The organism is Mesorhizobium sp. WSM4837 (assembly GCF_055811435.1).
The window spans coordinates 1-24,752 of the sequence record NZ_JBVVQE010000012.1; the positions used below are offsets into that span (position 1 = coordinate 1).

Consider the following 24,752-nt stretch of genomic DNA (forward strand, 5'->3'; position numbering starts at 1 on the left):
TTTCGCCTCGATCGCCGATGCGCACCGGATCCTGGGGGTGCTCGACGAAAAGGACGACAGGCACGCTTCCGCCGACGGCAAGGAAAAGACGATCGATGGCTCGATCGCGCGGCTGGCGCGCATGATCGGGCGCGACGCCGCCGAGCTGACCCTGCCGGAATGGCATGAAATCGCGCGCTGGTTCAGCGAACAGCAGTTGCGCAAGATCCACGACGCAGCGTCCCTGGTTGCCGGGTCCCTTGTCCCGGATGTGCCAATCGTCGGCGCCGGAACCGGCCGCTGGCAGATCAGGCGGCTGGCCGAACGCATGGAACGCCGCTTCGTCGATTTCGCCGAGATCATCCCCGCAGATGACGCCGTTCGCGGCGAAGCCAGCAGCGTCGCGCCCGCGTCAGCGGTGGCGCTGCTGGCGGGATCGCACTTGTAGGCGCTACATCATGGCCGTCCGATCAGTCGGATCGATGAGATATTTCCCCCGGCTCGAAGATCCCGACCCGTACCAGCGCAGGTCGCAACAGGGTGGAAGGTTCGCGTTCGGCACCCGCTCGGCGCATGTCCGGTTTGCGGCCCATCTCAGCCGTAGAGATCGGCTTCGCAGCTTCCTGAAAGCAGACCTTGCCGGAGATCACGCTGGAGGTCGTAGTTGCGCCAATACCAGTCAGCCAGATTCATACTCGCGGATGACCGCAATGGGGCCGAAACCTGCCCTTCCGCTTTCGGGACGAAGTTACAGACAAGCGACCATTCCGCTGATCGACCCAATGCGGACGTTCGCTCTCCGAGAACGAATTCACGCCCATGACCCTAGGCAGACGCCTTACCGCCGGCCGGCCAACGTCCGCTCTGGACGTGGAAGCTGACGTCGCGTTGCTCCCGCCCGAGACATAAGGCGGGAGACCGCAATTTGTTGCATCAAGCCGGCAGCGGCTTGTGGAAACGGCACCAGCCATTTGGGCTGATTGCACCGGCAACGATCTCGCACCCGTTTGGCTCTCGGAAGTGAGTACACCCACCGCAGCGTCGGCCACGATTTGGGGTGTCCTGGTACAGCGCCAGCGCCTTGGTTGTCTTTCCGGCTGCCATCGGTCCAGTCATACAGGCTGAAAGGCCGCCGGCGCTGGCAATCGCCGCACCGGTCACAGAGACTTTCAGGAAATTGCGGCGAGACAGCGCTCGGCTTGAAGCTGCCGATCCGTGGTTCACATCATCATCTTTACTCATGGTCTTTCTCCAAGAGCAGCCCTCGTCGCAGTTGGCTCAGGTGCTCTTGAGCGTGCCGTTCATCCCTTCCGGATAGAAGCCGCCCTTGCTCACTCCGTCCTTGTCGGTGAGGTAGACGATCCGGAGCACCTCCTGCGGCGTTCTGGTGAACGCGATCGCATCGGGCGTCGACGGAACGATGTTGGCTTTTCCGTCCACCTGGATTCCCTGGTCCTTGTCTTCCGATCCGTCGATCTTGTCGCGGGCGTCGGAAACGGCGTTGGCGACCTTCCAGGCTTCCTCTCCCTTCCGGTATAGCGTCGATCGCGCCATGCCCATGTGGTAGGCCTCGACCGCCAGGATGCCTGCGGCGGCGGCGAGGAAGTCCTTGTTTTTCAGAACTGTCGCCGCCCCGGCATATGCGGTGACGCCGACATCCTCGAACAACATCCCGCCGAGAACGAAGTTCGTTTCGTTGCCGAAGGGGTCAAAGTCCGACCCGAGGCCCGCCGCTTCCGCGACGGCCTTGAAACCGGCATCGAAATCGATCGCCGGCCGGTCAACAGCGTCCGTTCCAAGCGTCTTGCGGTAGAAGCGGACGTGCGCGAGTTCATTTTCGGCGACTTCCTGCATGAATTCGCCGATGGCCGGCGTCTCGAAGGAGACTTGCTTGCCGCCAACGACGTCGCCGGGTTTCGAACCAACATCGGCTGCGTCGATGCCCATTCCGGTGGTGCCGCGGAGGTAGTATTCAGCCTCCATATATTCGAGGTTGAGCGCAAAGCGGAAAATGTCCTCGTCCGATATGTCCTGTGCCAATACCGGAGAAGACCGTGCGATTCCGCCGAGTGCCGCTCCGGCACCGAGTACGACAAGTCCCTGAAGCGACTGACGCCGGGATAGGTGAAGTGCGCCCTGCATGGCGGTCTCCTATGTTTGTTGATTCAACGCCGCTGTCAGCACCGCGGCGCCGAGTGCATTTGCCTGATGATTAGATGGTCCGGGCCGCCAAAATATTCCCGCGTCCCGCTACAACATCCCCGCGAAAGGAGCCGGCGTAATCTCGGCGTGAACGGCGTCTACGTGCGCTCAGTCGCCGTGTTCAACGGATGAGTATCCTTTCGAACCAGGCGGATTGCGAGCCGGTCAAAGACTGATTGCGCGAGGCGGTCACAACGGACGCCAGCGAAGAGAAACGTATCCGTGAACACGGTGGCGAGCTTGTCCCGCAGCGCCTCGCGGAGCAGCCGGCGTGCGCGATAAAGACGGGTGCTCACCGTCTGAGGTCGCAATGCCAAGAGAAAAGCAGTTTCCTCAATGCTCATTTCCTCGACGTCTCGCATGACAAAGACGATGCGAAAGGGCTCTGGCAAGCCACCGACGGCTCGCTCCAGGAGGTTGCGGATTTCAGCGAGAGCGGCCGCCTCTTCGGGATCAGGCTTGTGGGCGCTGAACGGAGCGACCATGCCCTCGATGGCTTTCACGTCGACGGTGGGCCGCCTTTTCCGGCGGCGTCCCAGCGCCTCGTTCAGCGCGATCCGGGTGAGCCAGGTCGACAGCTGCGCCTCCGCGCGGAATTCGGCCAGATGGGTGAAGGCGTGGATATAGGTCTCCTGAAGTACGTCCTCGGCCTCGGTGTCGTCGTTCAGGACGGCGCGGGCGACCCGGTAAAGCCGCTGATTGTGACGCTTGATGATTAACCAGAATGCGGCGGGGTCACGCTGTCGCGCGTGTTCAACCAGCCCCGCGTCGTCAAGGTCCTCGATCCTCACTGCCTCGGTGGATCCGGTCGGCTTCATCATAGGCGCTCCAGATGCATCAGCCTGCCGCGATGCGGGCGGGGTGGCTCCGCGCGGCGTGGCCTGAGGAAGTTCACCTCAAATTGCTCTTCGGAAACAGCACGCGATCGGGTTTTGCATTCATTCGCGCCAGCATTTCCTTGATCAAGCGTGTTTTGGTGCGCCCCGCTTCCTTCGGCGGCACGAGGTAACGCACGATGGCCTCGAGCCAGGTGTTTTCACTGACGCGAAAATGAACCGCGGGATGCTCCCTCACTTCGAGTTCGTCCACCGGCGTTTGCGACAGGATGTGCTTATAGACCTTCACCTTCTGGCTCATGATGTCGCCGATCTGCTCGTCGACGACCTCTCTCATGGTTTTCGCTACGAATTCCAGATCGCTTTCATAAGCGAGCTGAAACTTGATTTCGTTCCAGACATAGGGAAACAGCGGCCAGGAATAGTTGAAGACCGGCGTGTCAAACACGGTGGAGTTCGGAAACTTGATGACGCGTCCGCTCGGATGATCGGTCCAAAGATGTTCGCCGCCGAATTCCCATAATGTCGTGTCGAGATAGCTGACATCAATGACATCGCCATGGGCATCGCCGATGCGAATGCGGTCGCCAACGCGATAAGGCGCCCTGGCCAAAATATAAATCCACGCGATGAAACTGGAGATCGGCATTTGCAGGGCAAAGCCGAGAATCAGTGAAATCAGGCCGAGTGAAACAACCGCAGTATACCAGTTCACAAATAAGATTGAAATGGCCACGAAGACGATGGCGACGACGACGACTAATCGAAAAATGCGTTGCAAGTTGAAGCGCGAAACACGATTGGGAATTCGGCCAATGAGAAAGACTTCGATAACATTCGCAACGGCCAGCATAACGAAAATGAGAAGGCCGCCCCTGACGTAGTTCAGCACGCGAACGCGCAAAGGCGCGTCAAGCCATTCTAAGCGCCAATTGATCAGGACTTGGATGCCAAAAAGCAGCAAGGCAGCGGCAGCGAAACCAACCGTCCACCAGACGTCTTCCTTGCGTAGGCTGAAGCGGAATTTTTCCTCGGGCTTTTTCGCCTTCTGTTCCATAGTTTTTGGGTCAGCAGTCTGTTGCGCGGCCCGTTCGAGTCGGGAAAGGTTCTCCTGTTTCTTGGCGCGCGGTTCCATGGGTTCACCTCCCGATGTGGCCATCAACACCCAGCCAGTGCCTTCTCGTTCCTCGACGGCGGCATTCCGGCAAACGACCCAACGTCAGTCGCTGACTGGCTCCCTGCCGGTCCCCGACAGCTGGCCTTCATTCCGGCGGGCCCGTCTTTGGTGAAATAGGGCGGCAAGCACGTCGCCACCATATTCGGCAAGTGCCTTATAGCCCAATCCGAAATTAAGTTGAGTTTGGTATCAGCAGCTCCCCGATAGCTCACCGGTAGAGATCTCGACTGTTCATCAAGCGGCCGTTGGTTCGAATGCAACTCAGCCTTCATCGGCCGGCGCGTTTCTTGCGTGAGGCGGACTTCGCTCCTGCGGCGGGATCATGCCGGCGGATAGCCGCCAATCCATTGGATTGCACGTATTGACTCGAGCCCATCACAACGACTGAGCGAAAGGCGGGATTCGGGATCGAGCTGAGCGTCGACGAACGGCTGAGATTAGGCGCGTTGCTGCCATTCGCAACGCCGAGAATGAAGGTCTCGAATGGGTCAGAACCGGCCGTTAAATTGACGGACGTCCAACGGCGGAAGTCGACCCCTTGGCGGAAGTTAGTACCAGCCTCCTAGGCGCCAAAATAACGCGGCAACGGAACTCACGACGTTGGACGTTAGATGGGGTTGGCCAATCGACCCTGTTCACTCGCCCATCGTCTTTAGAGCCCGGGCGTGATTTTATTCAAAGCGCATGTCGATCCGCCGGGGGCTGGTTCGTCGACTTATTTGCGAGACTGTTCAGCGGCCACCACGTCCGCGGCTCGCCTCAGGAGGAGTTCTCAAATGCGCTTCATGTCGTTCGTCACTTCCGCCCACGCCGGACCGCCAACGGCGGAACTCATCGAGGCGATGAACAAGCTCGCCGACCGGGAAATCAAGGCCGGCCGCATGGTCGACATGGGCGGGCTCACGCCGGTCGCGATGGGCGCGCAGGTGCGCATCGCCGAGGGGAAGCTCAGCGTCATCGACGGTCCGTTCGTCGAGGCGAAGGAGGTCATCGGGGGCTACGCAATCATGGAGTTCCGGAACAAGGAAGAGGCTGTGGCGTCGGCGGTCGAGTTCATGCAGCTCCACAAGGATTTCATGCCGGATTGGGAGGGCACGTGCGAGGTCCGCGCGTTTGCCGGCCCTTGAGGCGAGGTTCCTGCAGACGGCGTCGGCGGCCATGACGGTCGCCGACGCCCATCGCACGATCCTCGCCGTGTGGCGGATCGAGCAGCCCCGGCTGATCACCAGTCTGGCGAGGATGCTGCGCGATGTGCCGTTGGCCGAGGATTTGACGCAGGAAGCCCTGCTGGCCGCCCTTGAGCGGTGGCCCGCCACAGGCGTTCCGGAAAAACCCGGCGCCTGGCTGATGGCGACCGCCAAGCGCCGGGCCCTGGATCATCTGCGCCGCAGCCGGATGCTCGAGCGCAAGCACGACATTATCGCCTGGGATATGGAGGAGGAGCAGCAGGCCATGCCCGACCTCGACTCGGCCCTGGACGACGACATAGGCGATGAACTGCTTCGGCTCATCTTCACCGCCTGTCACCCGCGACTGTCGCACGAGGCGCGCGCGGCGCTGGCACTGCGGATGATCTGCGGTCTGACAACACAGGAGATCGCCAGGGCCTTCCTGCTGCCGGAGGCGACAATCGCCCAGCGCATCGTGCGCGCGAAGCGGACTCTTTCGGAATCGGGGCTGGCCTACGAGACCCCAAGCGGCGAGGAGCTCTCAAAGCGGCTCTCCTCGGTGCTGGAGGTCGTCTACCTCATCTTCAACGAAGGCTACACCGCGGCGAGCGGCGAGGACTGGCTGCGCCCCCAGCTCTGCAATGAAGCGCTTCGCATGGGCCGCGTGCTCACCTCCATCGTGCCGCACGAGCCCGAAGCCCATGGACTGCTCGCTCTGATGGAGCTGAACGCCTCGCGCACGGCGGCGCGTACTGATGCAGGGGGCGAGCCAATCCTCATGCTGGACCAGAACCGCGCACTCTGGGACCAGCTCCAGATCCGGCGCGGGATGCAGGCGCTCGGGCGAGCACGCGAATTAGGCGGAGCCGGCGGCATTTACGTCCTCCAGGCGACGATTATCGCCTGCCACGCCCAGGCGAGGACGGCAAGTGATACCGACTGGTCGCGCATCGCCGGACTTTATGCGGAACTGGCGGCTGTCGTGCGCTCGCCAATCATTGACCTCAACCGCGCGGTTGCCGTCGGCATGGCCGAGGGGCCAGAAGTGGCGCTGGCGATCGTAGACCGCCTTGCGCGCGAGCCGGCGCTCAAAGGCTATCACCTGCTGCCGAGCGTTCGCGGCGACCTCCTCCACAAGCTCGGCCGCTACGAGGAGGCGCGCGCCGCGTTCGAAGCAGCCGCGGCGCTGGCGGGCAACAGGCGGGAACATGCCCTGTTGAGGCGGCGCGCCGCCGAGGCGGCCGACGCAGCGATGTCATCATAATCCCTGATCAGACAAGGACATGATCGACCCAGGATCGACTGCTTCCGGGCTTTTGTCATTTTCCTGCAAGATCTGACTTGGATATCGCGGAACGTCCGCTGTCCCACCCGGCCCGAACTTCCAAGGTGAAACGGCAGCTTAGGGTCGGAACCGCTGGTTGCGCTCAATGTGCGATTTTGGGAACGGATATAGGCTCCCGAACGCTTCTGACATTCAGCCTCTAAGCCGCAAGTCCGCCAACGGCCGCAAGGCTGACTGTCAGCAACGCGCCGCCAAATCGACCGTTCACCTACGAACCCTTGCCGCGTGAAAGCCGACATCCCTGTTGAGGACGTTAGGCGTTCCGGAACTAGGCAAGAGATCCGTCACAGCGCGCCCACTTCCGTCCATTGCCATAGGGAAGCTGGCATGTTCGTGGATGATTTTCCAAGAACCGGCGATGCGCCTTAGCACGATGGTTCGCCGGCTCCAGGAGTCGACCTTTGTGCCATCGGTCTTGATGCCAGTCATGCGCGACAGGCCGAAGGCCACTGCAAGATCGCCGTCGATCATGAGCTGCGGGTCAGCCATGTGAACGGTGACGCCGTTGCGCCAAGTTGCAAACCAAGCATTTATCCCTTCGATGTCGCGTGCCTGTTCGCCTCGATAGGCAAGCGGCGGCGGCAGATCGAAAACCACGACATCCGGATCCATGGCATCGACGTTGGCGCGGGCGTCCCCCTTGGCAGTTGCGTCTTCCTGGCCCCGGATGACAGACAAGACTTCCTTTTCAGACATATCGTTGCTCCTTCATTTTCTGGAACGACGAGGCCGGGGCGATCAATCCGACATCGACACCATTCGTAACAAATATGGCCGGTCCTAGCTGCTGTTGCATCGTGGTATCAAGAGTGATGAGCCCCTCATCTGCCGGACATCTCATCGGGGGCTCTAGTGGCCCACCACGAGTGCCAATACGACTAAGAGCCCGACCAGCAAGATGGCTGGTCGAACGACATCAACCGCGTTGGGTTGGGGCATGGCGGGTGGCGTCTTTAGTTCCAACCGGGTTACCAACGCGGCATGAGAATTTCGATCATTGCCCCACTCGTGCACCGGCAGCATGCCGCGCGGTTCACGAGTTAGTCGGCGTGGATCGCCTCACTTCGACCATTGAGATGGCCGTTGCTACTGCCTGAAAGCAGACATTGTTGCGACCATTCTGGACGTCGCGGTTGCGGCATAACCGACGTTCGCGCGAGAACTGGAGCCAAGCGGTCAATACGTTGGGATTCAGTTCGCCGCGCCGACCCGCTTGCGCTCCCGGGTTTCCAGCAGCTTCGTCAGCCAGTCTGGATCCATCTCCGGCACGGAGGAGAGAAGCAGTTCGGTATACGGAGCATGCGGCGGCGTCAGGATTTCGGTCTTGAGCCCCTGCTCGACGACTTTGCCTTGATGCATGACGACAATTTCGTCTGCGATTGCCCGCACCGTCGCGATGTCGTGCGTGATGAAAATGTAGCTGACTCCGAATTCTTGTTGGAGCCGCATAAGAAGCTTCAGGATCTCTTCCTGTACGATCTGGTCGAGGGCCGAGGTCACCTCGTCGCAGATGATGAGCTCCGGATTAGCAGCCAGCGCCCGGGCAATGCAGATGCGCTGCTTCTGACCGCCCGAGAGTTCGCCCGGCAGACGGTCGAGGAAGCTTTCGTCCATCTCGATCATGTGCATGAGTTCGCCAACGCGGCGGTCGCACGCCGCCCCTTTGAGGCCGAGATAGAACTCAAGTGGCCGGGAGATGACCTCCTCGACGGTCTGACGCGGATTGAGCGCGTTGTCAGGCATCTGATAGACCATCTGGATGCGGCGCAGAATGTCTTTGGGCCTCTCTTTCAGTGTTCTTGGCAAACGATGTCCCGCAAATGAGATCGAGCCCGAGACCGGCGGCAGCAGGCCGGTGATGACGCGGGCGAGCGTTGATTTACCGGAACCAGATTCACCGACGACCGCTACCGTCCGTCCGCGCGGCACCTTGATCGATACATCCTGCAGAACCTTGACTTTCCCTGCGTAGGCGGCGGTGATGTTATCGATCGTGAGCAGATGGTCCGCGGCCGGCACTTCGGGTTTGGCTAGCTTTCGCACCGCCCAGAGCGTCCTCGTATAGTCTTCGGCCGGCGCCGCAAGCATCTGGCGTGTTTCGGCCTCCTCCACAGTACGGCCATGGCGCAGAACCATGATCCGGTCCGCCATCTGCGCAACCACCGCCAGATCATGCGTGACGTAGATCGCGGCAGTGTTGAACTCTTCGACAATCTTGCGGATCGAGGCGAGGACCTCCACCTGTGTGGTCACGTCGAGCGCCGTCGTCGGCTCGTCGAAGATGATCAGGTCGGGCCGGCAGGCCATCGCCATCGCGGTCATTGCCCGCTGCAACTGCCCTCCGGAGACCTGGTGAGGATAGCGGAAGCCGATGCTGTCCGGATCCGGCAGGTGAAGACGCCGGTAAAGTTCGATGGCATCCCGATTCGCTGCCTCGCGACTGGCGATCCCGTGCGCCACGACCGTTTCGACGGTCTGATCGAGGAGCCGGTGGGCCGGGTTGAAGGAGGCGGCCGCGCTTTGCGCGACATAGGCGATGCGCGAGCCTCGGAGCCGCCGCCGTGCGGTTTCGCTCATGGCGAGGAGGTCGATCCCGTCGAACAGGATCGATCCTTGCGTTATCCGGCAACCTGGCTTGGCATATCCCATCGCGGCAAGCCCAATGGTGGATTTTCCGGCGCCGGACTCGCCTATGAGGCCGAGAACCTCACCGCGCTTTAGCGAGAGATCCACACCGCGAACGATCGGGTGCCAGCGCTCGTCGGAAAACCCTTCGACGTGAAGGTCGCGAACGCTGAGGAGTTTCGTTCCCTTTTCGCGTGGGCCAGAATCCTTACTTTTCATCGCGCAACCCGCTTGTCGTGTGCAGGAACCAATCGACAACGAAATTCACAGAAACAGTGAGAAGGGCGATCGCGCCTGCCGGCAAGAGCGGAGTAATGTCGCCATAGGTGATGAGGGTGGCGTTTTCCCGCACCATCGAGCCCCAGTCGGCTGTCGGGGGCTGGATGCCGACGCCGAGAAAGGAGAGCGCGGCGATGGTGAGGAAAACGAAACAGAAGCGCAGACCGAATTCCGCGATCAGCGGCGGCAGCACGTTGGGCAGGATCTCCTTAGTCAGAATCCATCTCGGCCCTTCGCCACGCAGTTGCGCGGCTTCGACATATTCCATGACGGCAACATTCAGCCCGACCGCACGCGCCAGCCGAAATACGCGGGTTGAATCGAGCAGGGCGATGATGAGGATCAGGCTGGTGACCGAGGAACCGAAGATGGATAGCAACACCAGCGCGAAGATGAGGCTCGGGATCGACATCAGCACGTCTACCGCGCGTGACAAAATTTGGTCGAGCCAACCCCGGTACATCGCGGCCAGCAAGCCGAGAGTGACGCCGACCGCGAAGGACAGAAGCGTAGTCGCGAGAGCGATGCCGACCGTATTGCGCGCGCCATAGATCAGCCGGGTGAGCACGTCGCGGCCGAGTTGGTCGGTCCCGACGATGAATTCCTGGCTCCAGGGCGCGAAGGCTTCGCTGAAAACCTGCGTTTCCCCGTAGGGCGCTATCCAGGGCGCCGACAGCGCGACGAAGACATAGCCAAGGATGACCACGATGCCGAACCAGGCGCTGAAGGGAGCCTTTCTGAGTGCGGTTTTTACCCGCGAGGCGCGCGTGCGCCTTTGTCTCGGAACCGCCACGGCGTGTTCGATACTGGTCATCGCGGGTGCAAAAGCCTCGGATTGGTGGCGATGGAAATGATGTCGGCGGTCAGGTTGAGCAGGATGTAGGTTGCCGCGAAAATCAAGGCGCAGGCTTGCACGACCGGAACATCCCTCGACTTGACCGCATCGACCATCAATTGGCCGATGCCGGGATAGACGAACACCACCTCGACCACGACCACGCCGACGATGAGATAAGCGAGGTTGAAAGCAATTACCGTGACGATGGGCGCCCAGGCATTAGGCAGGGCGTGTCTGAGAACGATTGCCATTGGCGACATTCCCTTGAGCCGCGCCATGTCGATATAGGGGCTTGCCAGCATGTTGATAATCGCCGCTCGCGTCATACGCATCATATGGGCAACAATCACCAGCGTCAGGGTGATGGACGGCAGCGCTGCGCGCCAGACGTGCTCCCAGAACGGCGTTTGGTCACTGATATTCGCCAGTGTCGGAAATTTGGGAACCAGGTTCAGGACCCAGTTGATCGAAGACGCGAGCCACTCGGGTAGGGATTGTGCAAATTCGGTTCCGATGAACGTGTCGCGCGAGATGATGAGATAGGCCAGCATATAGGCGACGAAGAATTCGGGGAACGAAATCGTCGTCAGCGTCACCGTGTTCACCACACGGTCGAACCAGCTGTTGCGATAGAGAGCGGCGAGAATGCCGAGTCCCAGCGCGAGAGGGACCGCTATAAGGGCGGTCATCACGGCGAGGAACATCGTATTGTAGAGCCGGGGCGCAATGATCTCGGCGACCGTGCGCCGGTAGCCGGTGCGGCTTGCGAAGGAAGAGCCGAAATCCCCCTGCACGATCTGTCCGACCCAGGCGAAATAGCGCTCGACCGGCGGACGATCGATGCCGATCTCGCGCTGGAAGGCAGCGACCGTCTCGGGCGTCGCAGATTGCCCAAGCATCGCCTTGGCGAAATCGCCCGGAAGCATGGCAATCGCCGAAAATATGATGATCGAGACGATGAAGAGCGTGATCAGGCCAAGGCCCAGGCGCTGCAGAACCGTTCTAACGACCGGGTTCATGGGCGGTACCTTCGAGCCTTTCCCCTGAAAACAGGGAACCGCCCGCGCCGCGGGCAGTTCGCCTGGCGAGCGTCACGCGGTGGCTATCCACCAGCGCTCGGCCATCTTCAGTCCGTCATTCTCCCAGTTCGGCGCCACCTCGTCATGCGCCAGTTTCTTGGACTTGGCGCTGACAAAATTGTTGAATACCAGGACGATGGCGCCGCCGTCGTCATGCGTCAACTGCTGCATTTCTGCATACATCGCGGAGCGCTTGGCCTCGTCGGTCTCCGCGCGTGCCTGGATCAGCAGTTCGTTAAAGCGAGGATTTTTCCAGAACGTGTCGTTCCAGCTGGAATCGGCCGAGTAGGCCTGCGTGAACATCCAGTCGGCCGTTGCACGACCGCTCCAATAGGAGGCGCACCACGGTTTCTTGAGCCAGACATTGTCCCAATAGGCGTCCTCGGCCTCGCGCACCACATTGACATCGATGCCGCATTGGGCCGCCGTCTCGCGGATGAGGGCGGCTGCGTCCACGGCGCCGGCGAAAGCGGCGTCGGCGACGGAAAGGTCGACCTTGAGATTTTCGATTCCCGCTTTTTTCAGATGGAAGCGCGCCTTTTCCGGATCGAACTTGTGCTGCGGCTCCGGATTGATGGCGAACCTGATCGCCGGTGCGATCGGGTTGTCATTTCCGACGGTTGCATGGCCAAGGAAGATCTTCTGCGCGATTTCCTCGCGATCGATGGCCCATTTCAACGCCATGCGCACATCGGGGTTGTCGAATGGCGCCACCGTCACGTTCATCGGCAGCGTGTAATGGCCGTATCCGGTGACCTCGAGGATTTCGATATTCGGCTTGCGCTTCAGCATACCGAGCGTTTTCAGGTCGGCGCGGCCGATATAATCCACCTCGCCGGTTGACAGCGCCGCCATACGCGCTGCGAGGTCTGTGATGGCGATAAACTCCACCTCGTCAAAATAGGGTTTGCCGTTCTTGAAGTAGTTGGGATTGCGCTTGAGCTTGGCCGAGACGCCGGGCTGAAAGTTCTCAAGCATAAAGGCACCGGTCCGGACGCCCGATTCCCAGTCCGCCTTTCCGTCCTTGGCAGGCATGACGACAAGGTGATAGTCGCTCATGATGTAGGGAAAGTCTGCATTGCCGCTGTTTAGTTTAAAAACGATCGTTTCCGGACCGTCCGCCTTGATATTGGTCACCGATTCCAGCAGCGACTTCGCCGCCGATTTGGTGTCGACTCCCATGTGGTATTGCATCGAGGCGACCACGTCGTCCGCTGTTACGGTCTTGCCGTTGTGGAAGGTCGCACCTTTGCGCAGCTTGAAGACCCATGTCGTCGCGTCGTCCGAGGTCTCGAAGCTCTCGGCAAGGTCCGGTTGGATGCTGCCTTTCGCGTCGACCTCGGTCAGGCTGTTGGACATGGCACCCGAAAAGGCGGTTTGCGTGAAGGTGTCGAGATAGCCGGCCGGATCGATCGAATCCGTCGTCGCGCCATGTGCCATGCCGAGCTTGGCGAAGCCGCCTCGCTGCGGTTCGGCCCGCGCCACGGTCACGAAGAGCTTGTCGCCGGCGGCGACCGTCAGGCCGGCCGCCAGCCCGAGCTGGATGAAATCACGGCGCGAAACCTTGCCGCGGCCGATCAGGTTTTGCGCCAGGCGGAGTTTATATTCAGATTCTGACACTGCTTCCTCCCATTGCGGATTTCCCGCATTCTTGTTGTTGGCATTATCGAGCAGATCTGGCGGATTCAGCCGATTTGCCTCCTTTCGATTTTCAGCGTTTTCGACACAAATCTTACGCCGTTACATAGATTTCACCAGCTTCCACCGTGACCGGGAATGTTCGGGCACGTACGCCCGGATCGACCAGGGCCGCACCGGTTTTTATGTCGAATTCCCAACCGTGCCAGGCGCAGCGCACGATCTCGTTCTCGCGGTGATAGATGAACTGCGCTTGGTCGACCGGCGCCGTGGTTCCGCATTGCGGTCCCTCGCAAAGCGGAGCGCCTCGGTGCGGACAAACGTTCAGCAACGCATGGAATGAATCTCCGATGCGGAAAACCCCGACTGAAAGGCTGCGGATTTTGGCGATGTAGGGAGTTCCGGTCTCGATTTCGTCGACCCGGCAGATGTATGTTTTCTCAGCCATTGTCTGCTCCCGTCAGGCGGCATTAGCCGCTTGCGTGCGGGGAATGCGTTTATAGACCTCGAGCGCATTCAACCCCAGGATCTTGCTCCTCCAGGCAGGCGGGATGTGCAGCGTGTTGGCATCGTCATAATCCCAATGCGGGTAGTCGGAGGCAAACATCAGCGTGTTCTCGCCGTCCATCGCTTCGAGAGTGGACCAGAGATGCTGTATGTTCGCGGGCTGCTCCAGCGGCTGCGTGGAAAAGCGGATATTGCGCCGGCAATACTCCGAGGGCAGCATCTTCAGCCACGGCGTTTCCTTGCGCAGCGCTTTGTAATCTGCGTCCAGACGCCATAATACCGATGGAACCCAGGCCACACCGCACTCGATGATCACGAAATACAGGTCCGGCCATTTTTCGAAAACGCCATGCGCGATCATGCTAGCCACATGCGACAAGGCCGACATGTGAAGAATAGCGTGCGTCTCCCAGAAAAAGGTCGTGGGAGCCGGTGCCACCGCGTTCCAGTTGATGCCGCCATGGCCGCCCAGGTGGATCGCGAATGGCAGCCCGACTTCGGCGCAAGCCTCGAAAATGGGATGGTAGAACGGATCACCGTAGGGTTTGACCGAGCCTTGGGAGGCCAGAACCTGCACCATACGCGGATGGTTGCCGAGGCGGCGGATCTCGGCTGCTGCGAGCTTCGGATCCTGCGGCGCGATGATGATGGAGCCCATAAAACGACTGTCTTTGGGAAGCCATTCGGCGATTTGGTAGTCGTTATAGGCGCTGACCAGTGCACTTGCGTAATAGGGATTGGCTAGCGTGGAGGCTTCGATCGGCTCGTCGCCGGTGAGGATAGCGGCTCCGATATTGTATTTGTCGAGGTGCTTTTCTTTCATGACGAGATAGTTGTCGGCCTCCGTCTCGGGCCTGACGTCCTTCCGGGAGAAATCCTGCGGGTGAAACCACGGACGGTGACCGTGGGGGAAGGCGCCTCTCGGACCAGTTTTTTCGCCTTCTGTGAACATGTCTTTCCAGACGCCGGAAAGATATGGCTCGAGCACCGTAGCGCTCGACCAGTAATTGTGACAATCGCAATCGACTATGAACACCCTAACCAACTCCCCTGGCGCGGCAGGCCGGCTAACCCAGCCGGCTTCTTCAACCGCAGCTTCCGCCTTGGGAATTATTTGATCAAGCTTGTGATCTGAGGTAATACGATCGGATTTTTCGATCGCGAGGCCACATGCAGCTGGATCACATTGAGACCTTTCTCGACATTATGGAGTCGCGAAATTTCAACCGTACGGCCGATCGTCTTGGGGTTACGCAGTCGACGGTCAGTACCCGCATCAGGAACCTAGAGCAGGCCATCGGTTCGGAGCTCTTCCTGAGGGGACGCGCCGGCGCCGAACCGACCGCGGCGGGGCGACGTTTCGAAGCCTATGCGCGCGCGATGCTGTCGACATGGTCTCAGGCCCGCCATGACGTTCGGGCATTCAACCGGTTCGAGGGCACCTTGCGCGTCGCTGCGCAGGTCGGGATGACGCGATCGATATTGCCGGGTTGGGTGGAAACTCTGTTCCAGGTGCTGCCGAAATCGTCAATTCACGTAGAGTCCGACTACTCGCCGCAGATGATTTCCGACTTGAGCTTGGGAAACCTCGATATTGCTGTGGTCTACGCGCCCCGATACCTCCCTGAAATCTCCTACGATCCTCTCATGGTTGAAGAATATGTGATGGTGTCTACGACGGCCAGGATCCTGTCGGAGGTCAACGCGGATACGTATATCCGGCCGGGCTACACGGTCGCGCTTGAAAAAGCCCACGCCGAGGCGCTGCCGCAATTGGCGATAGGCCGTCTTTCGATGGGCTCGGAAACGCTCGCCGAAGCGATGCTGCGGCGCATGGGTGGCACTTGCTATATGCGCAGTGACGATGCTCGGCGGTATACCGCCGAGCGGCCGTCTTTTGTGGTCGAGGGCGCGCCCGCGCTTCAACAGCCGGTTCACACCGCTATTTTGGCGCGCCGCAAACACGAGCCGATCATCCGTAGAGGGATTCGCGCGCTCCATCTGGCCGTTATGTCCATGGAAAGCTAGATCGAAATATCCGATTGTAAAGCCGACATCTGCCGCTTTTTTGAAAGTATCCCGGCTGCCATTCTGGTCGGGTCAAGCAGAGTCCAATCATGAACGCGCACGCTCCCTTTTCGGCCACCGATTTCGCTCCAGCGCTGCGTCAACGGCAATGGGCGGAGAGCTCAAGACAGTTCGTGCGCTGCCGGCGCGTCATCGATGAGACACACGACGTTAAGACATTCGTCTTTTCAGCTGCTTCTGGCCACATGTTCAGCTTTAGTGCAGGCCAGTATTTAGTGCTGAACCTGACAATCGACGGCACCCGGGTAACGAGACCGTACTCGGTGTCGTCGCCGCCGACTCGACCGCTCGACCTGCAGATCACGGTGAAGCGGGTGAAGGGCGGGCTTGTTTCCAACTGGCTTCACGACAATCTCCGGCCGGGCCACAACATTGAAATCGAAGGGCCGGTCGGACGTTTCAACTTCGACGATCTACCATCCGAGAAGCCGCTTTTCCTTTCGGGCGGCAGCGGCATCACTCCCGTTATGTCGATGCTGCGGGCGCTAACCGACCGGGCATCTGGCCATGACATCCGTTTCATTCACTGCGCTCGGACGGCGGACGACATCGCCTTCCGCTCCGAGTTGGAGGCGCTCGCCGCGCGATTCTCCAATGTCGAAGTAAGCTTCATCTGCAGCCAGGAAGGTTCGGCGTGGCAGGGCCCTAAGGGTCGGATCGACGGCCCCATGCTCTTGCGGCTGGCTCCGGACCTTCACCAGCGCACGTCTTACGTTTGCGGCCCCGAGCCGTTTATGCAGACGGTTCGGGCCTGTGTCGCGGAGATCGGCATCGCACCCTCCCAGTATCACGAGGAAAGTTTCGGCGGCGCCGTGGGCAATTCCATGGCTCCTCAATCGGCTGCCGCTGGCCCGACTTGTGTCCGTTTCGCCCGGTCTGGCGTGGAGCACCTGTGTGCGCCTGGAGAGACTCTGCTCGATGCGGCGCGCAATAGCGGCCTCTACATCCCTACCGCATGCCAGCAGGGCATTTGCGGAACCTGTCGGACGGTCAAGCTCTCAGGTGACGTCGTGATCGACGACCTTGGAGGACTCAGCCTTGAAGAGAAGGCGGCTGGTTATGTGCTGGCTTGCTGCAGCCGGCCGCTAGGCACCGTTTGCCTCGATCTCTGACCTCATTGCGAATTGATGGCCAAGCCCGGCGCTGGGGGCATGCCAGTGGCTCACATGATTGGATAAACGGCGCGCGCACTCATGAGTCGGTTCCGGGAACCTGCGCTTGGCCGCTGGATCCTTTGAATGTCGGCTTTCGGGCGGCATCGTGCGGCGGGAATGGTCGGATTGGGGTCAGATCACGTCGGTACCCGCGGGGGGCTGAAGGGCCGCTTCTTATAATCCGAGCCTCAAAGCTGCCAGTCAGCATTCGTGCCCATTCCGGTCATCGTGCATACCGGGCTCAATGACCGCAAAGGGTCGAACACCGCCGTTTGAGATCACCGCCACCGTGTACTATGCTAAACCACGTCGGCCCGGACGCTTACCCAGGTTCAGCATATCCGGTTCAGCCCCGCGCATCCTCGCCGCTGGCATCCTCGGCCGCAAGGTGATCGCCGACCCGCTGCATCAGCCAGTCCCAGGCTTCTTTTTCGCCCTCGCCCGCAGTTTTTTCGATAGCGATCGAAAGGTAGGCGATTTCCGCCTCGATCTTGTCGCGCGGCAGCATGCCGAGCCGGCTGACCAGGATGGCCAGTTCCAGCACCGCCGCCTTGGCGCGGTTGAAGCCGGTGAACGGCGCATGCGTTTCCTCCTGCACCACGCGGCAGAAATGGCGAGGCCGCATGGCGTCGTCATCCACGCTTTCGACTTCGAGGACCGAATGCGCGAGCGCCGCTGCGAGCCGCGGTACCGGGAACCCGTCGACGGCAACGGTCGGCCAATACTTGCGGCCGGTCAGGCAGCCGGCAAAGAGGCGCACGTCATCGGTGTAATTGGCAATGGCGAACGGCACTTCGGCGAGATTGTCGAGCGTGATCGACGGCCGGAACGGCGCGATGACCCAGCCGTCCTTCTCGGCGATGATGCCGATCGGCGCGATGTGGACGTCGCCGGCTTCGTTGACCGTGGTGATGATCGATTCGCGAATGAACGGCATGGTTTAGCGCTCTTTCTTCGCGCGAAGCGTGGGGCCCGCTTCGGCAAGACGGCTGCGGTCGGTTTCGGGAGCCGGCGCGGCAACGCCCCATGCGAGCGGCTCGTCCTGCACATAGCGCTTGCCGAGGCGCCACGCGATCTCGGCCTTCATCAGTTCGGCGCCGAGATAGAACGCGTGTGCTCCATCCGCCTCAACGCCAAGCCCGGCAAAGAGTTCGAACGCATCGGTGGCAACCGCGTGCCCCTTGCCGTTGAAAACATGGATGCCGTCCTCGGCGGTCATGATGCGGAAGTTGGTGTCGCGCACCTCCGCCGCCAGTGCGGCGATATCCTCGGTCGAGGCGGTGAACGGCTTGCGGTCGTGAACCTGCAGCAGTCCTGGATGGTAACTTCGCGGCAGCGCACCGTCACTCTTGGCGGCAAACAGGATGCGGCGGGCAATGTCGTGCTCCTCGATGGTTCGCAGCGTGTGCGGGCTGACGTGCACGGCAAGCACGTTTCGGATCTGAAGTTCCGAGCAGAGCCCGGCCAGAACCGCAGTAACGCCGGAACTGTCGGCGTCGGTCAATTCGGTGAGATTGCCGGTGCCCATCAGCAGCTCGACCTCAGGCCAGCGGCGGCGCGCCTCGATGAAACGCCCGAGTGAGGCGGCAAAGCCGAAATGGATCGGGTCGAGCACCGGATCGGCGATGAAGGCGACGCCGGCCTGTTGCGCCGCTTCGATGGCCCGGCCGAGCGAATCCAGGTCGCCGGGCGTGGCCGGGATCAAAACTGGCACGGCCCCGCAATCGAAGGCCAGCGGCAGCGTGTTCTCATCGAGGCTGAGAAGATAGTCCGCACCGGCGCGCGCGCCGATCGACAGTTCGTCGGTGCTGGCCGAATCGACGCTGACCAGAAATCCCTGTGCCTTCAGTTCGCGCACCGCCTCGTCCAGCAACGGAAACGGTGTTTCCGGCAGGCAGCCGAGATCGATGACGTCGGCGCCGGCCGCGGCCAGCGTCCGTGCTCTCGCCACCAGCGCCTCGACCGACAGCATCGGCGCATCGACGATTTCGGCGAAGATGCGCATGTCGTGACGCGAAAGGTCAGGCGGCTCGCCCGCGCGGCCGAGAAAGGCCGGCAGATCGGCGATCTCGTCGGGCCCGCGGACGAAGGGCACGCCGAAATGGTTCGACAGATGCTCGATGTCGCCGCGATAGCGGCCGGGCAGGATGACGCGGTCGGTGCCGCCTGCGAGGCTGAGTCGCCGCTTGATGATCTCTTCGCTCATCAGCGCCGCGACCTTGACGCCTATGTCGATGGTCTCCCAGGCAAATTCGGTTTCGCCCAGTCCGGCCAGCAGCCTTTCCAGCCGGACCTTGGCCAGATGGCCGGTAAGAAAGACCAGCCGCTCAGCCATGGCTTGCGAGTTCGGCGTGGCGCCGCCTGACCGAGGCTTCGAGATCGGCAAGCGACTCGACCACCTGGGTTCGCTCAAAACTCTTCAGCTGGTTGGTATTCTCCAGGTCGATCCTGCGCGGATAGACCTTGACCAGCCCATGCGGCGCCATGGTTTCGAGTTCCGGCGCGGTGTCGCAGGCAAAGACGATGGCCGGCACCCGGCATTTTCCGGCCTGGGCAAAGACGTTGGTGGCGAGCGTGTCGGAAATGCCGTGCACGCATTTGGCGACCGTGTTGGAACTGGCCGGCGCCACCACCACCGTGTGATAGACGCCGTGATAGAATTCGCCGACCGGGATCGCGCTCGCCGTCTTGTCGTGCAGCACGCGCGTCGTCTCCGGGAAATCGAGCTTGAGCTTGTACATGTGCAGCACTTCGTTGGCGGCTTTCGACACGAAGACATCGCAATGCTCGATCTGGTGGATGAGTGCAAAACTCTCCGTAAAAAAATGACCGGAACCGGTCAAAACCCATGCCCAGCGCGGCGTATGCAGCGTCGCCATCGCCTACCCTGCTTTTCTTGCCGACCGGATCGAAGCCGCGATCGCAATGCCGGGCAGATTGCCCGCCGCGAGCAGCGCCCCGGCCTCGGCGGCATCTTTCGGGCCAGCGAGGTGGACATCGACACCGTCGGGCAGCATGGCGGCGAAGCCGGCGTCGACGATGCCTCTGACCGCCAGGCTGTCGATCGTGTCGCTGCCGGAGAAGGCGCCGGTCTGCTTGATCAAGAGCAGCGCGTTCGCGCCGAGCTTGCCGGCAAGCCAGGCGGCAAGGGAATCGGAGGTAACATCCCAGGACGCCGGAATGTCCGGCGCCGGCAGCGCCAATGACGACGGCAGCCACACCGGGATCTTCCCCGCGTCCAGCGCCCGCCGCATTTCTTCCAGCGACCGTGCCGGCGCCAGCCTTTCGTCACGGTCGAGGATGACCTGGGCGAACTGCTCCATGGCGAGGATCGCCATGGCGTGGGCGGCGGTGTCGGAAAAATCCATGTAAATCTGCGTCTCGCGCACCTGGTCGGCGAACAGGCCGCCGCCGGGCACGATGACGATCGGCAGCTTGGAACCCGCCAGCGCCGCGATCCAGCTTTCCAGTTCCGCCGCATGGACCGTGCTGCCGCCAAGCTTGACGATGGACGGCTTGACCACGGCTCGCCTGATCGCCTCAGGCCTTTCCTGTCGCGGCCGGGAAACAGCGCCTGGGTCTTTTCGGCCGGCAGGGCCGGAGGCAACGCCGCGGCCTGCCGATTGGCGCTTGCGTTCGATCTCGACGCCGACGCCGCCTGGGCCGAGCTCGAGTTTTTCCACCCTTACCGTGACCCGCACGACACGCGGGTTCTCCAGGATGTAGGTCGCCACCTGCTCGGCCAGGGCCTCGCTAAGCTGGACGTGGCCCCGCGCAACAATGGTGCGAATGCCGTCCATGATGATGTCGTAGGAGAACACATGGCGCATGTCTTCGGGATGGTCGGTGACCTGCAGCACGTCGGCGGTCACGTCGAAACGCACTTTTTGGGTATGGCCGTGCTCAAAACTGTAGGCGCCGATCTGGACCGGCAGGACAAAGTCCCGCACGAAGATCTTGTCGGTGCCCAGTGTCGGGTCGGTGCCCGGCGAATAGCCCCTCGCCGCCAGCAGGCGGTAGTCGATGCTCGACGCGCCGCCGGCCCGGGATGCTTCCGGGATCAACTCGCGGATCTGCGCAACCGCCTCGGCGCTGATCGAACCCACGCGGCCGGAATCGCCGCACAGCGCCCCGCGAAAGCCGAGAAAATCGGGAGCGAAGGGCAGCAGGCGTGGAATATCAGGGGCTTCCAGCGATCCGCTCAGCCCAACCATGAGGCCGAGCGATTTCGCTCGATCGATGAATCCCGGGATACGCTCGGGCGGCAGATGGTCGAGCAGCCGCCCGTTGGCCTTGTTGGCAGTGTCGACCATGGCGCCATGGAAGCGATGTTTGGCAAGCATCGGCAGAAGCTCGAAATCCGGCGCCAGGTCGGCGAAAAGCACGGCGATCAGTTTCGTTCGCGGGGCGAGCGGCGCGAGCGCCGCCGCACAAGCCGCAACATTTGCCGACGGAAACAAACCTATCTTGACGTAATCGGCGCCGGCGGCAGTGATCTCTTCGGCCCTGGCGCGGATCGTCTCCGGTTCCATCGGCAGGTCGCCGCAGACCGCGCTGACCGGCGCCCGGCCGGCGATCAGCGAAATCGTCCGGCGGATGGTCTGCGTGGACACCGCGCCCAGCGCTCCCGCCTTCGGATCCTTCAGGTCGATGATGTCGGCACCGCCTGAAAGCGCGATCTCCGCCTCGTCGACGCCGGTGATGCTGGCCAGCATTCTGGTCATTGACGGACTTTCTCCGGCATGAGGAAAAGGACGCTTTTGGGCCCGAATACCAGAATCCGCTCGGCCGCCGTTCGGGCGAGCAGGCATGGCACTAAAGCAGACGTGAGCAGTCCACTTTCAGGGTTTGATAAAATTTGCGGGTCAGCTAAGCTCATCACGGGCACCTTGACTTCGCGCCGCTCCGACAACAATCGGACTTTAGCGCAAGAACGGGTAATTTTATCGATGACGAGCGCGGTGCCGGGCACTCTGGCGGCCTTTTTGTGCTTTTTTTCCCTGACCGTCAACGTTGCGGGCGCGCTCGCCCAGGAAGCGACGGGCAAGCAGCCGGCCGCAACGGCCAAGCCGGAAAAAAAGGTGACCGAGATCAAGATAGGCTATTTGCGCGCCTATGCGCCGCAGCTGGCCTTGTCGGTGCTCGACGTCCCGCCGCGCGATGAAGGCGTTGCCGGCGGCAATGTGGCGATTGCCGACAACAACACGACCGGCAGCTTCCTCGGCCAGAAATTCAGCCTCGACGTGACCGAGGTGAAGCCGGATGCCGATGTCGTCCCGGCCTTCCAGGAAATGATCGCCAAAGGCAACCGCTATGTGGTCGCAGACCTCTCGGCCAGGCAGTTGCTGTCGATCGCCGATCTTGCTCGCGACAACGGCGTTTTGATCTTCAACGCTGGCGCCACCGACGACAGTCTTCGCGAGGAGGAATGCCGCGCCAGCATCTTCCACACCATCCCGACGCGCAGCATGCTGGCCGACGCGCTGGCGCAGTATCTCATCTGGAAGCAATGGCGGCGCTGGGTACTGATCTACGGCTCGCACGAGCGCGACCAGCTTTTTGCCGAGGCGCTGCGCCGGGCGGCGACGCGCTTCGGCGGCGAGATCGTCGGCGAAAAACTGTTCGAGGATACCGGCACGGCGCGGCGGACCGATTCCGGCGTCGTCCAGATCCAGCGGCAGATGCCTGTCTTCACCCAGGACCTGCCGGAGCACGATGTGCTGCTGGTCGCCGACGAAAGCGAGGTGTTCGGCACCTACGTTCCGTTCCGCACCTGGGTTCCGCGGCCGGTCGCCGGCACCGCCGGCCTCACCCCCTTGGCCTGGCATCCGGCCAGCGAGCAATGGGGCGGCACCCAGATCCAGAACCGCTTCGCCAAGGCAAACGGCCGCCGCATGGTGTCGAAGGACATGGCGGCGTGGACCGCGGTGCGCATCCTCGGCGAGGCGGCGACCCGCACGCAGGGCGCCGACCCGCGCAAGATGGCCGATTTCATCCGCTCCGACGATTTTTCGATCGCCGCCTTCAAAGGGCAGAAACTGACCTTCCGCAAATGGAACCAGCAGTTGCGGCAGCCGATCTTCCTCGGCGACACCAGGTCGGTCGTCTCGACATCGCCGCAGGAGGGATTTTTGCACCAGCTGTCGGAGCTCGATACGCTCGGGGTCGATGAGCCGGAAACAAAATGCGTGCTTAAGTAGAAAAGTTCGGGAGGAATTTCAGTGCAGAGACGAGCTTGCGCACTCGCCATAGTTACGACCGGCTTCATGGCCGGTCCGGCGTCGGCCTACATGGCCTATGTCTCCAACGAGAAAGACAACACGATGACCGTGGTCGACACCGCGACGATGCAGGTGGTGAAGACCGTCAATGTCGGGCAGCGTCCGCGCGGCATCACCATCTCGCACGACGGCAAGCACATTTATCTCTGCGCCAGCGACGATGATTCGATCGAGGTCATCGACACGGCGTCGCTGGAGATCGTCGACACCTTGCCTTCCGGGCCCGACCCGGAGCTGTTCGTGCTGTCGCCTGACGGCAAGACGCTCTATGTCGCCAATGAGGACGACAATCTCGTCACCGTCATCGACATCGAGGGCAAGAAGGTGCTGGCGGAAATCCCGGTCGGCGTCGAACCGGAGGGCATGGGTGTCAGCCCGGACGGAAAGACCATGGTCAACACGTCGGAAACGACGAACATGGCGCATTTCATCGATACGTCGACGCACGAGATCACCGACAACGTGCTGGTGGATGCGCGTCCGCGCTTCGTCGAGTTCACCCCCGACGGCAAGCAGGCCTGGGTGAGTGCCGAGATCGGTGGCACGGTTTCGGTGATCGACAATCAAACGCGCGAAGTCGTCCAGAAGATCACCTTCGAGGTTGCCGGCCTGAGGCCCGAATCCATCCAGCCGGTCGGTGTGCGCATCACCGCCGACGGCAAGAAAGCCTATGTGGCGCTCGGACCGGCCAACCGCGTCGCGGTGGTCAACACACAGACATACGAGGTCGAGAAATACGTGCTGGTCGGCCAACGCGTCTGGCAGCTCGCCTTCACCCCGGACCAGAAGACCATCATCTCGACCAACGGCGTGTCGAACGACATCACCTTCATCGACGTGGCGACCGACGAGCCGGTGCAGTCGGTGACCGTCGGCGCGCTGCCGTGGGGCGTCGTCGTCTCTCCCAAATGAATCCCGCCACATGAACCATTCAATAAACCAAGTGAATCAAACCGACAGAAAAACAGCAGAAGGGCAGGAAATCATGCGGAAATTTCGGGCAGTCGCTTTCGCCGCGCTGGTGGGCATGGCGCTCATCCAGGGCCAGGTCTCGGCGCAGGACGGCGATGACGATGACGCCGCCGCCGGAGCGGCCAGCACGGAGGCCAATCCGAAAGCCGAGAAGGCGACCCGGGCCAGCAAGGACGTGCCGGAACTTATCCTCGGCAGCAAGGAAGACCAGTTCACCGCCAGCCAGAAGGATTTTGAGCTGATCGCCGGCCAGGGCTATCGCTGGAAGATCACCGCGGCGGGCGGGCTGGAGTACAAATTCCACACCGACCTGTTCCGCAATGTGTGGAACAACCAGATCGTCATCAACGACCTCGAGGTGCACATGAACGGCGCACCCGCATGGCTCGAATTCGACGCCGACGGCACCATCCAGGTGCAGTTCACCACCGTGAGGCCCGGCATCTACACATGGTCGGTGCCCGACCTCGCCGACAAGGGCATGAAGGGCACGATCACGATCAAGTAAGGTTTGAAAAGCAGGACCTGCGCGATCGCGCCCCGTGGGCTAGACTTGGGCCAGACTGTTGTCGACGACAAGGGA

Annotated in this window: 23 protein-coding genes and 1 pseudogene; 8 read left to right on the forward strand and 16 right to left on the reverse strand. The window is 61.5% G+C overall.

Annotation, left to right across the window (positions count from 1 at the left end; genetic code table 11):
• Nucleotides 1–427: pseudogene (locus AC0L3D_RS09175) on the forward strand (hydantoinase/oxoprolinase family protein); the annotation flags it as partial.
• Between the two features lie 485 nt (nt 428–912).
• Here AC0L3D_RS09175 and AC0L3D_RS09180 read toward each other — a convergent pair.
• The 4 genes from AC0L3D_RS09180 to AC0L3D_RS09195 all read right to left on the reverse strand — a co-directional run bounded on the left by AC0L3D_RS09180 (nt 913) and on the right by AC0L3D_RS09195 (nt 4,152).
• Nucleotides 913–1,221 (reverse strand): twin-arginine translocation signal domain-containing protein, encoded by a 309-nt coding sequence (locus AC0L3D_RS09180; RefSeq protein ID WP_084833637.1) that lies wholly within the window; start codon nt 1,219–1,221, stop codon nt 913–915.
• A gap of 36 nt (nt 1,222–1,257) precedes the next feature.
• The gene (locus tag AC0L3D_RS09185; protein WP_128166475.1) at nt 1,258–2,121 is read right to left on the reverse strand and encodes a ferritin-like domain-containing protein; all 864 of its coding nucleotides are present in this window, start codon (nt 2,119–2,121) and stop codon (nt 1,258–1,260) included.
• A gap of 158 nt (nt 2,122–2,279) precedes the next feature.
• A complete protein-coding gene (locus AC0L3D_RS09190; protein WP_128166473.1) occupies nt 2,280–3,002 on the reverse strand; it encodes an RNA polymerase sigma factor in 723 nt (240 codons plus the stop codon).
• A 70-nt stretch (nt 3,003–3,072) separates the two neighbouring features.
• Nucleotides 3,073–4,152 (reverse strand): mechanosensitive ion channel family protein, encoded by a 1,080-nt coding sequence (locus AC0L3D_RS09195; RefSeq protein WP_473643962.1) that lies wholly within the window; start codon nt 4,150–4,152, stop codon nt 3,073–3,075.
• A gap of 818 nt (nt 4,153–4,970) precedes the next feature.
• Between AC0L3D_RS09195 and AC0L3D_RS09200 the strand changes: the two genes are divergently transcribed.
• Nucleotides 4,971–5,321 (forward strand): YciI family protein, encoded by a 351-nt coding sequence (locus tag AC0L3D_RS09200; protein WP_023797731.1) that lies wholly within the window; start codon nt 4,971–4,973, stop codon nt 5,319–5,321.
• 31 nt (nt 5,322–5,352) lie between these two features.
• On the forward strand, nt 5,353–6,627 hold the full coding sequence (locus tag AC0L3D_RS09205) for an RNA polymerase sigma factor (protein WP_473643964.1): 1,275 nt from the start codon (nt 5,353–5,355) through the stop codon (nt 6,625–6,627).
• 285 nt (nt 6,628–6,912) lie between these two features.
• Here the strand turns inward: AC0L3D_RS09205 and AC0L3D_RS09210 are convergent, their stop codons facing one another.
• The 7 genes from AC0L3D_RS09210 to AC0L3D_RS09240 all read right to left on the reverse strand — a co-directional run bounded on the left by AC0L3D_RS09210 (nt 6,913) and on the right by AC0L3D_RS09240 (nt 14,710).
• Nucleotides 6,913–7,404, reverse strand: a complete 492-nt coding sequence (locus AC0L3D_RS09210; RefSeq protein WP_473643966.1) for a YybH family protein — start codon at nt 7,402–7,404, stop codon at nt 6,913–6,915.
• A 495-nt stretch (nt 7,405–7,899) separates the two neighbouring features.
• Nucleotides 7,900–9,552 (reverse strand): ABC transporter ATP-binding protein, encoded by a 1,653-nt coding sequence (locus AC0L3D_RS09215; protein WP_473643968.1) that lies wholly within the window; start codon nt 9,550–9,552, stop codon nt 7,900–7,902.
• Nucleotides 9,542–10,426, reverse strand: a complete 885-nt coding sequence (locus tag AC0L3D_RS09220) for an ABC transporter permease (protein WP_023797726.1) — start codon at nt 10,424–10,426, stop codon at nt 9,542–9,544. The genes AC0L3D_RS09215 and AC0L3D_RS09220 overlap by 11 nt, the downstream gene beginning before the upstream one ends.
• A complete protein-coding gene (locus tag AC0L3D_RS09225; RefSeq protein ID WP_023797725.1) occupies nt 10,423–11,469 on the reverse strand; it encodes an ABC transporter permease in 1,047 nt (348 codons plus the stop codon). The genes AC0L3D_RS09220 and AC0L3D_RS09225 overlap by 4 nt, the downstream gene beginning before the upstream one ends.
• 72 nt (nt 11,470–11,541) lie before the next feature.
• Nucleotides 11,542–13,149: an ABC transporter substrate-binding protein gene (locus AC0L3D_RS09230; protein ID WP_473628247.1), complete on the reverse strand. Its 1,608-nt coding sequence runs from the start codon at nt 13,147–13,149 to the stop codon at nt 11,542–11,544.
• 112 nt (nt 13,150–13,261) lie between these two features.
• Nucleotides 13,262–13,615, reverse strand: coding sequence for a Rieske (2Fe-2S) protein (locus tag AC0L3D_RS09235; protein WP_023797723.1), 354 nt, complete (start codon nt 13,613–13,615; stop codon nt 13,262–13,264).
• Nucleotides 13,616–13,627: 12 nt separating this feature from the next.
• On the reverse strand, nt 13,628–14,710 hold the full coding sequence (locus AC0L3D_RS09240) for an amidohydrolase family protein (RefSeq protein ID WP_473643970.1): 1,083 nt from the start codon (nt 14,708–14,710) through the stop codon (nt 13,628–13,630).
• A 134-nt stretch (nt 14,711–14,844) separates the two neighbouring features.
• Between AC0L3D_RS09240 and AC0L3D_RS09245 the strand changes: the two genes are divergently transcribed.
• Both AC0L3D_RS09245 and AC0L3D_RS09250 read left to right on the forward strand, forming a co-directional pair.
• A complete protein-coding gene (locus AC0L3D_RS09245; protein ID WP_128166462.1) occupies nt 14,845–15,702 on the forward strand; it encodes a LysR family transcriptional regulator in 858 nt (285 codons plus the stop codon).
• An 89-nt stretch (nt 15,703–15,791) separates the two neighbouring features.
• Entirely contained in the window at nt 15,792–16,874 is a 1,083-nt protein-coding gene (locus AC0L3D_RS09250; protein ID WP_473643972.1) for an FAD-binding oxidoreductase, read from the forward strand.
• A 388-nt stretch (nt 16,875–17,262) separates the two neighbouring features.
• On the opposite strand, the gene AC0L3D_RS09255 is transcribed toward AC0L3D_RS09250, so the two are convergent.
• From AC0L3D_RS09255 to AC0L3D_RS09275, 5 genes are read right to left on the reverse strand one after another with little or no spacing between them, the layout of a single operon-like run.
• Nucleotides 17,263–17,853 carry a DUF447 domain-containing protein gene (locus AC0L3D_RS09255; protein ID WP_473628251.1) on the reverse strand — a complete coding sequence of 197 codons (591 nt, stop codon included), beginning with the start codon at nt 17,851–17,853 and terminating at the stop codon, nt 17,263–17,265.
• A 3-nt stretch (nt 17,854–17,856) separates the two neighbouring features.
• Entirely contained in the window at nt 17,857–19,251 is a 1,395-nt protein-coding gene (locus AC0L3D_RS09260) for a DUF6513 domain-containing protein (RefSeq protein WP_473628252.1), read from the reverse strand.
• Nucleotides 19,244–19,795 (reverse strand): flavoprotein, encoded by a 552-nt coding sequence (locus AC0L3D_RS09265; RefSeq protein ID WP_473628253.1) that lies wholly within the window; start codon nt 19,793–19,795, stop codon nt 19,244–19,246. Before AC0L3D_RS09265 ends, AC0L3D_RS09260 begins: the two co-directional genes overlap by 8 nt.
• 3 nt (nt 19,796–19,798) lie before the next feature.
• Complete coding sequence (locus tag AC0L3D_RS09270; RefSeq protein ID WP_473643973.1) at nt 19,799–21,640, reverse strand: (5-formylfuran-3-yl)methyl phosphate synthase; 1,842 nt, start codon at nt 21,638–21,640, stop codon at nt 19,799–19,801.
• Nucleotides 21,637–22,011, reverse strand: a complete 375-nt coding sequence (locus tag AC0L3D_RS09275; RefSeq protein ID WP_473628257.1) for a hypothetical protein — start codon at nt 22,009–22,011, stop codon at nt 21,637–21,639. Before AC0L3D_RS09275 ends, AC0L3D_RS09270 begins: the two co-directional genes overlap by 4 nt.
• Between AC0L3D_RS09275 and AC0L3D_RS09280 the strand changes: the two genes are divergently transcribed.
• From AC0L3D_RS09280 to AC0L3D_RS09290, 3 genes are all read left to right on the forward strand, one after another.
• Nucleotides 21,998–23,116, forward strand: a complete 1,119-nt coding sequence (locus AC0L3D_RS09280; protein ID WP_473628259.1) for an ABC transporter substrate-binding protein — start codon at nt 21,998–22,000, stop codon at nt 23,114–23,116. The two genes, AC0L3D_RS09275 and AC0L3D_RS09280, sit on opposite strands and share 14 nt — an antisense overlap.
• Before the next feature lie 66 nt (nt 23,117–23,182).
• Nucleotides 23,183–24,109 (forward strand): YVTN family beta-propeller repeat protein, encoded by a 927-nt coding sequence (locus AC0L3D_RS09285; protein ID WP_287137524.1) that lies wholly within the window; start codon nt 23,183–23,185, stop codon nt 24,107–24,109.
• Between the two features lie 73 nt (nt 24,110–24,182).
• The gene (locus AC0L3D_RS09290) at nt 24,183–24,677 is read left to right on the forward strand and encodes a cupredoxin domain-containing protein (protein ID WP_473643975.1); all 495 of its coding nucleotides are present in this window, start codon (nt 24,183–24,185) and stop codon (nt 24,675–24,677) included.
• Nucleotides 24,678–24,752 lie beyond the last annotated feature (75 nt).

Coding starts and splice junctions, on each gene's coding strand:
- AC0L3D_RS09250 (WP_473643972.1), top strand. CDS start 15,792: ATGAACGCGCACGCTCCCTTTTCGGCCACCGATTTCGCTCCAGCGCTG.
- AC0L3D_RS09285 (WP_287137524.1), top strand. CDS start 23,183: ATGGCCGGTCCGGCGTCGGCCTACATGGCCTATGTCTCCAACGAGAAA.
- AC0L3D_RS09195 (WP_473643962.1), bottom strand. CDS start 4,152: ATGGAACCGCGCGCCAAGAAACAGGAGAACCTTTCCCGACTCGAACGG.
- AC0L3D_RS09190 (WP_128166473.1), bottom strand. CDS start 3,002: ATGATGAAGCCGACCGGATCCACCGAGGCAGTGAGGATCGAGGACCTT.
- AC0L3D_RS09180 (WP_084833637.1), bottom strand. CDS start 1,221: ATGAGTAAAGATGATGATGTGAACCACGGATCGGCAGCTTCAAGCCGA.
- AC0L3D_RS09215 (WP_473643968.1), bottom strand. CDS start 9,552: ATGAAAAGTAAGGATTCTGGCCCACGCGAAAAGGGAACGAAACTCCTC.
- AC0L3D_RS09235 (WP_023797723.1), bottom strand. CDS start 13,615: ATGGCTGAGAAAACATACATCTGCCGGGTCGACGAAATCGAGACCGGA.
- AC0L3D_RS09210 (WP_473643966.1), bottom strand. CDS start 7,404: ATGTCTGAAAAGGAAGTCTTGTCTGTCATCCGGGGCCAGGAAGACGCA.
- AC0L3D_RS09245 (WP_128166462.1), top strand. CDS start 14,845: ATGCAGCTGGATCACATTGAGACCTTTCTCGACATTATGGAGTCGCGA.
- AC0L3D_RS09270 (WP_473643973.1), bottom strand. CDS start 21,640: ATGACCAGAATGCTGGCCAGCATCACCGGCGTCGACGAGGCGGAGATC.
- AC0L3D_RS09260 (WP_473628252.1), bottom strand. CDS start 19,251: ATGGCTGAGCGGCTGGTCTTTCTTACCGGCCATCTGGCCAAGGTCCGG.
- AC0L3D_RS09220 (WP_023797726.1), bottom strand. CDS start 10,426: ATGACCAGTATCGAACACGCCGTGGCGGTTCCGAGACAAAGGCGCACG.
- AC0L3D_RS09290 (WP_473643975.1), top strand. CDS start 24,183: ATGCGGAAATTTCGGGCAGTCGCTTTCGCCGCGCTGGTGGGCATGGCG.
- AC0L3D_RS09185 (WP_128166475.1), bottom strand. CDS start 2,121: ATGCAGGGCGCACTTCACCTATCCCGGCGTCAGTCGCTTCAGGGACTT.
- AC0L3D_RS09225 (WP_023797725.1), bottom strand. CDS start 11,469: ATGAACCCGGTCGTTAGAACGGTTCTGCAGCGCCTGGGCCTTGGCCTG.
- AC0L3D_RS09200 (WP_023797731.1), top strand. CDS start 4,971: ATGCGCTTCATGTCGTTCGTCACTTCCGCCCACGCCGGACCGCCAACG.
- AC0L3D_RS09265 (WP_473628253.1), bottom strand. CDS start 19,795: ATGGCGACGCTGCATACGCCGCGCTGGGCATGGGTTTTGACCGGTTCC.
- AC0L3D_RS09255 (WP_473628251.1), bottom strand. CDS start 17,853: ATGCCGTTCATTCGCGAATCGATCATCACCACGGTCAACGAAGCCGGC.
- AC0L3D_RS09205 (WP_473643964.1), top strand. CDS start 5,353: ATGACGGTCGCCGACGCCCATCGCACGATCCTCGCCGTGTGGCGGATC.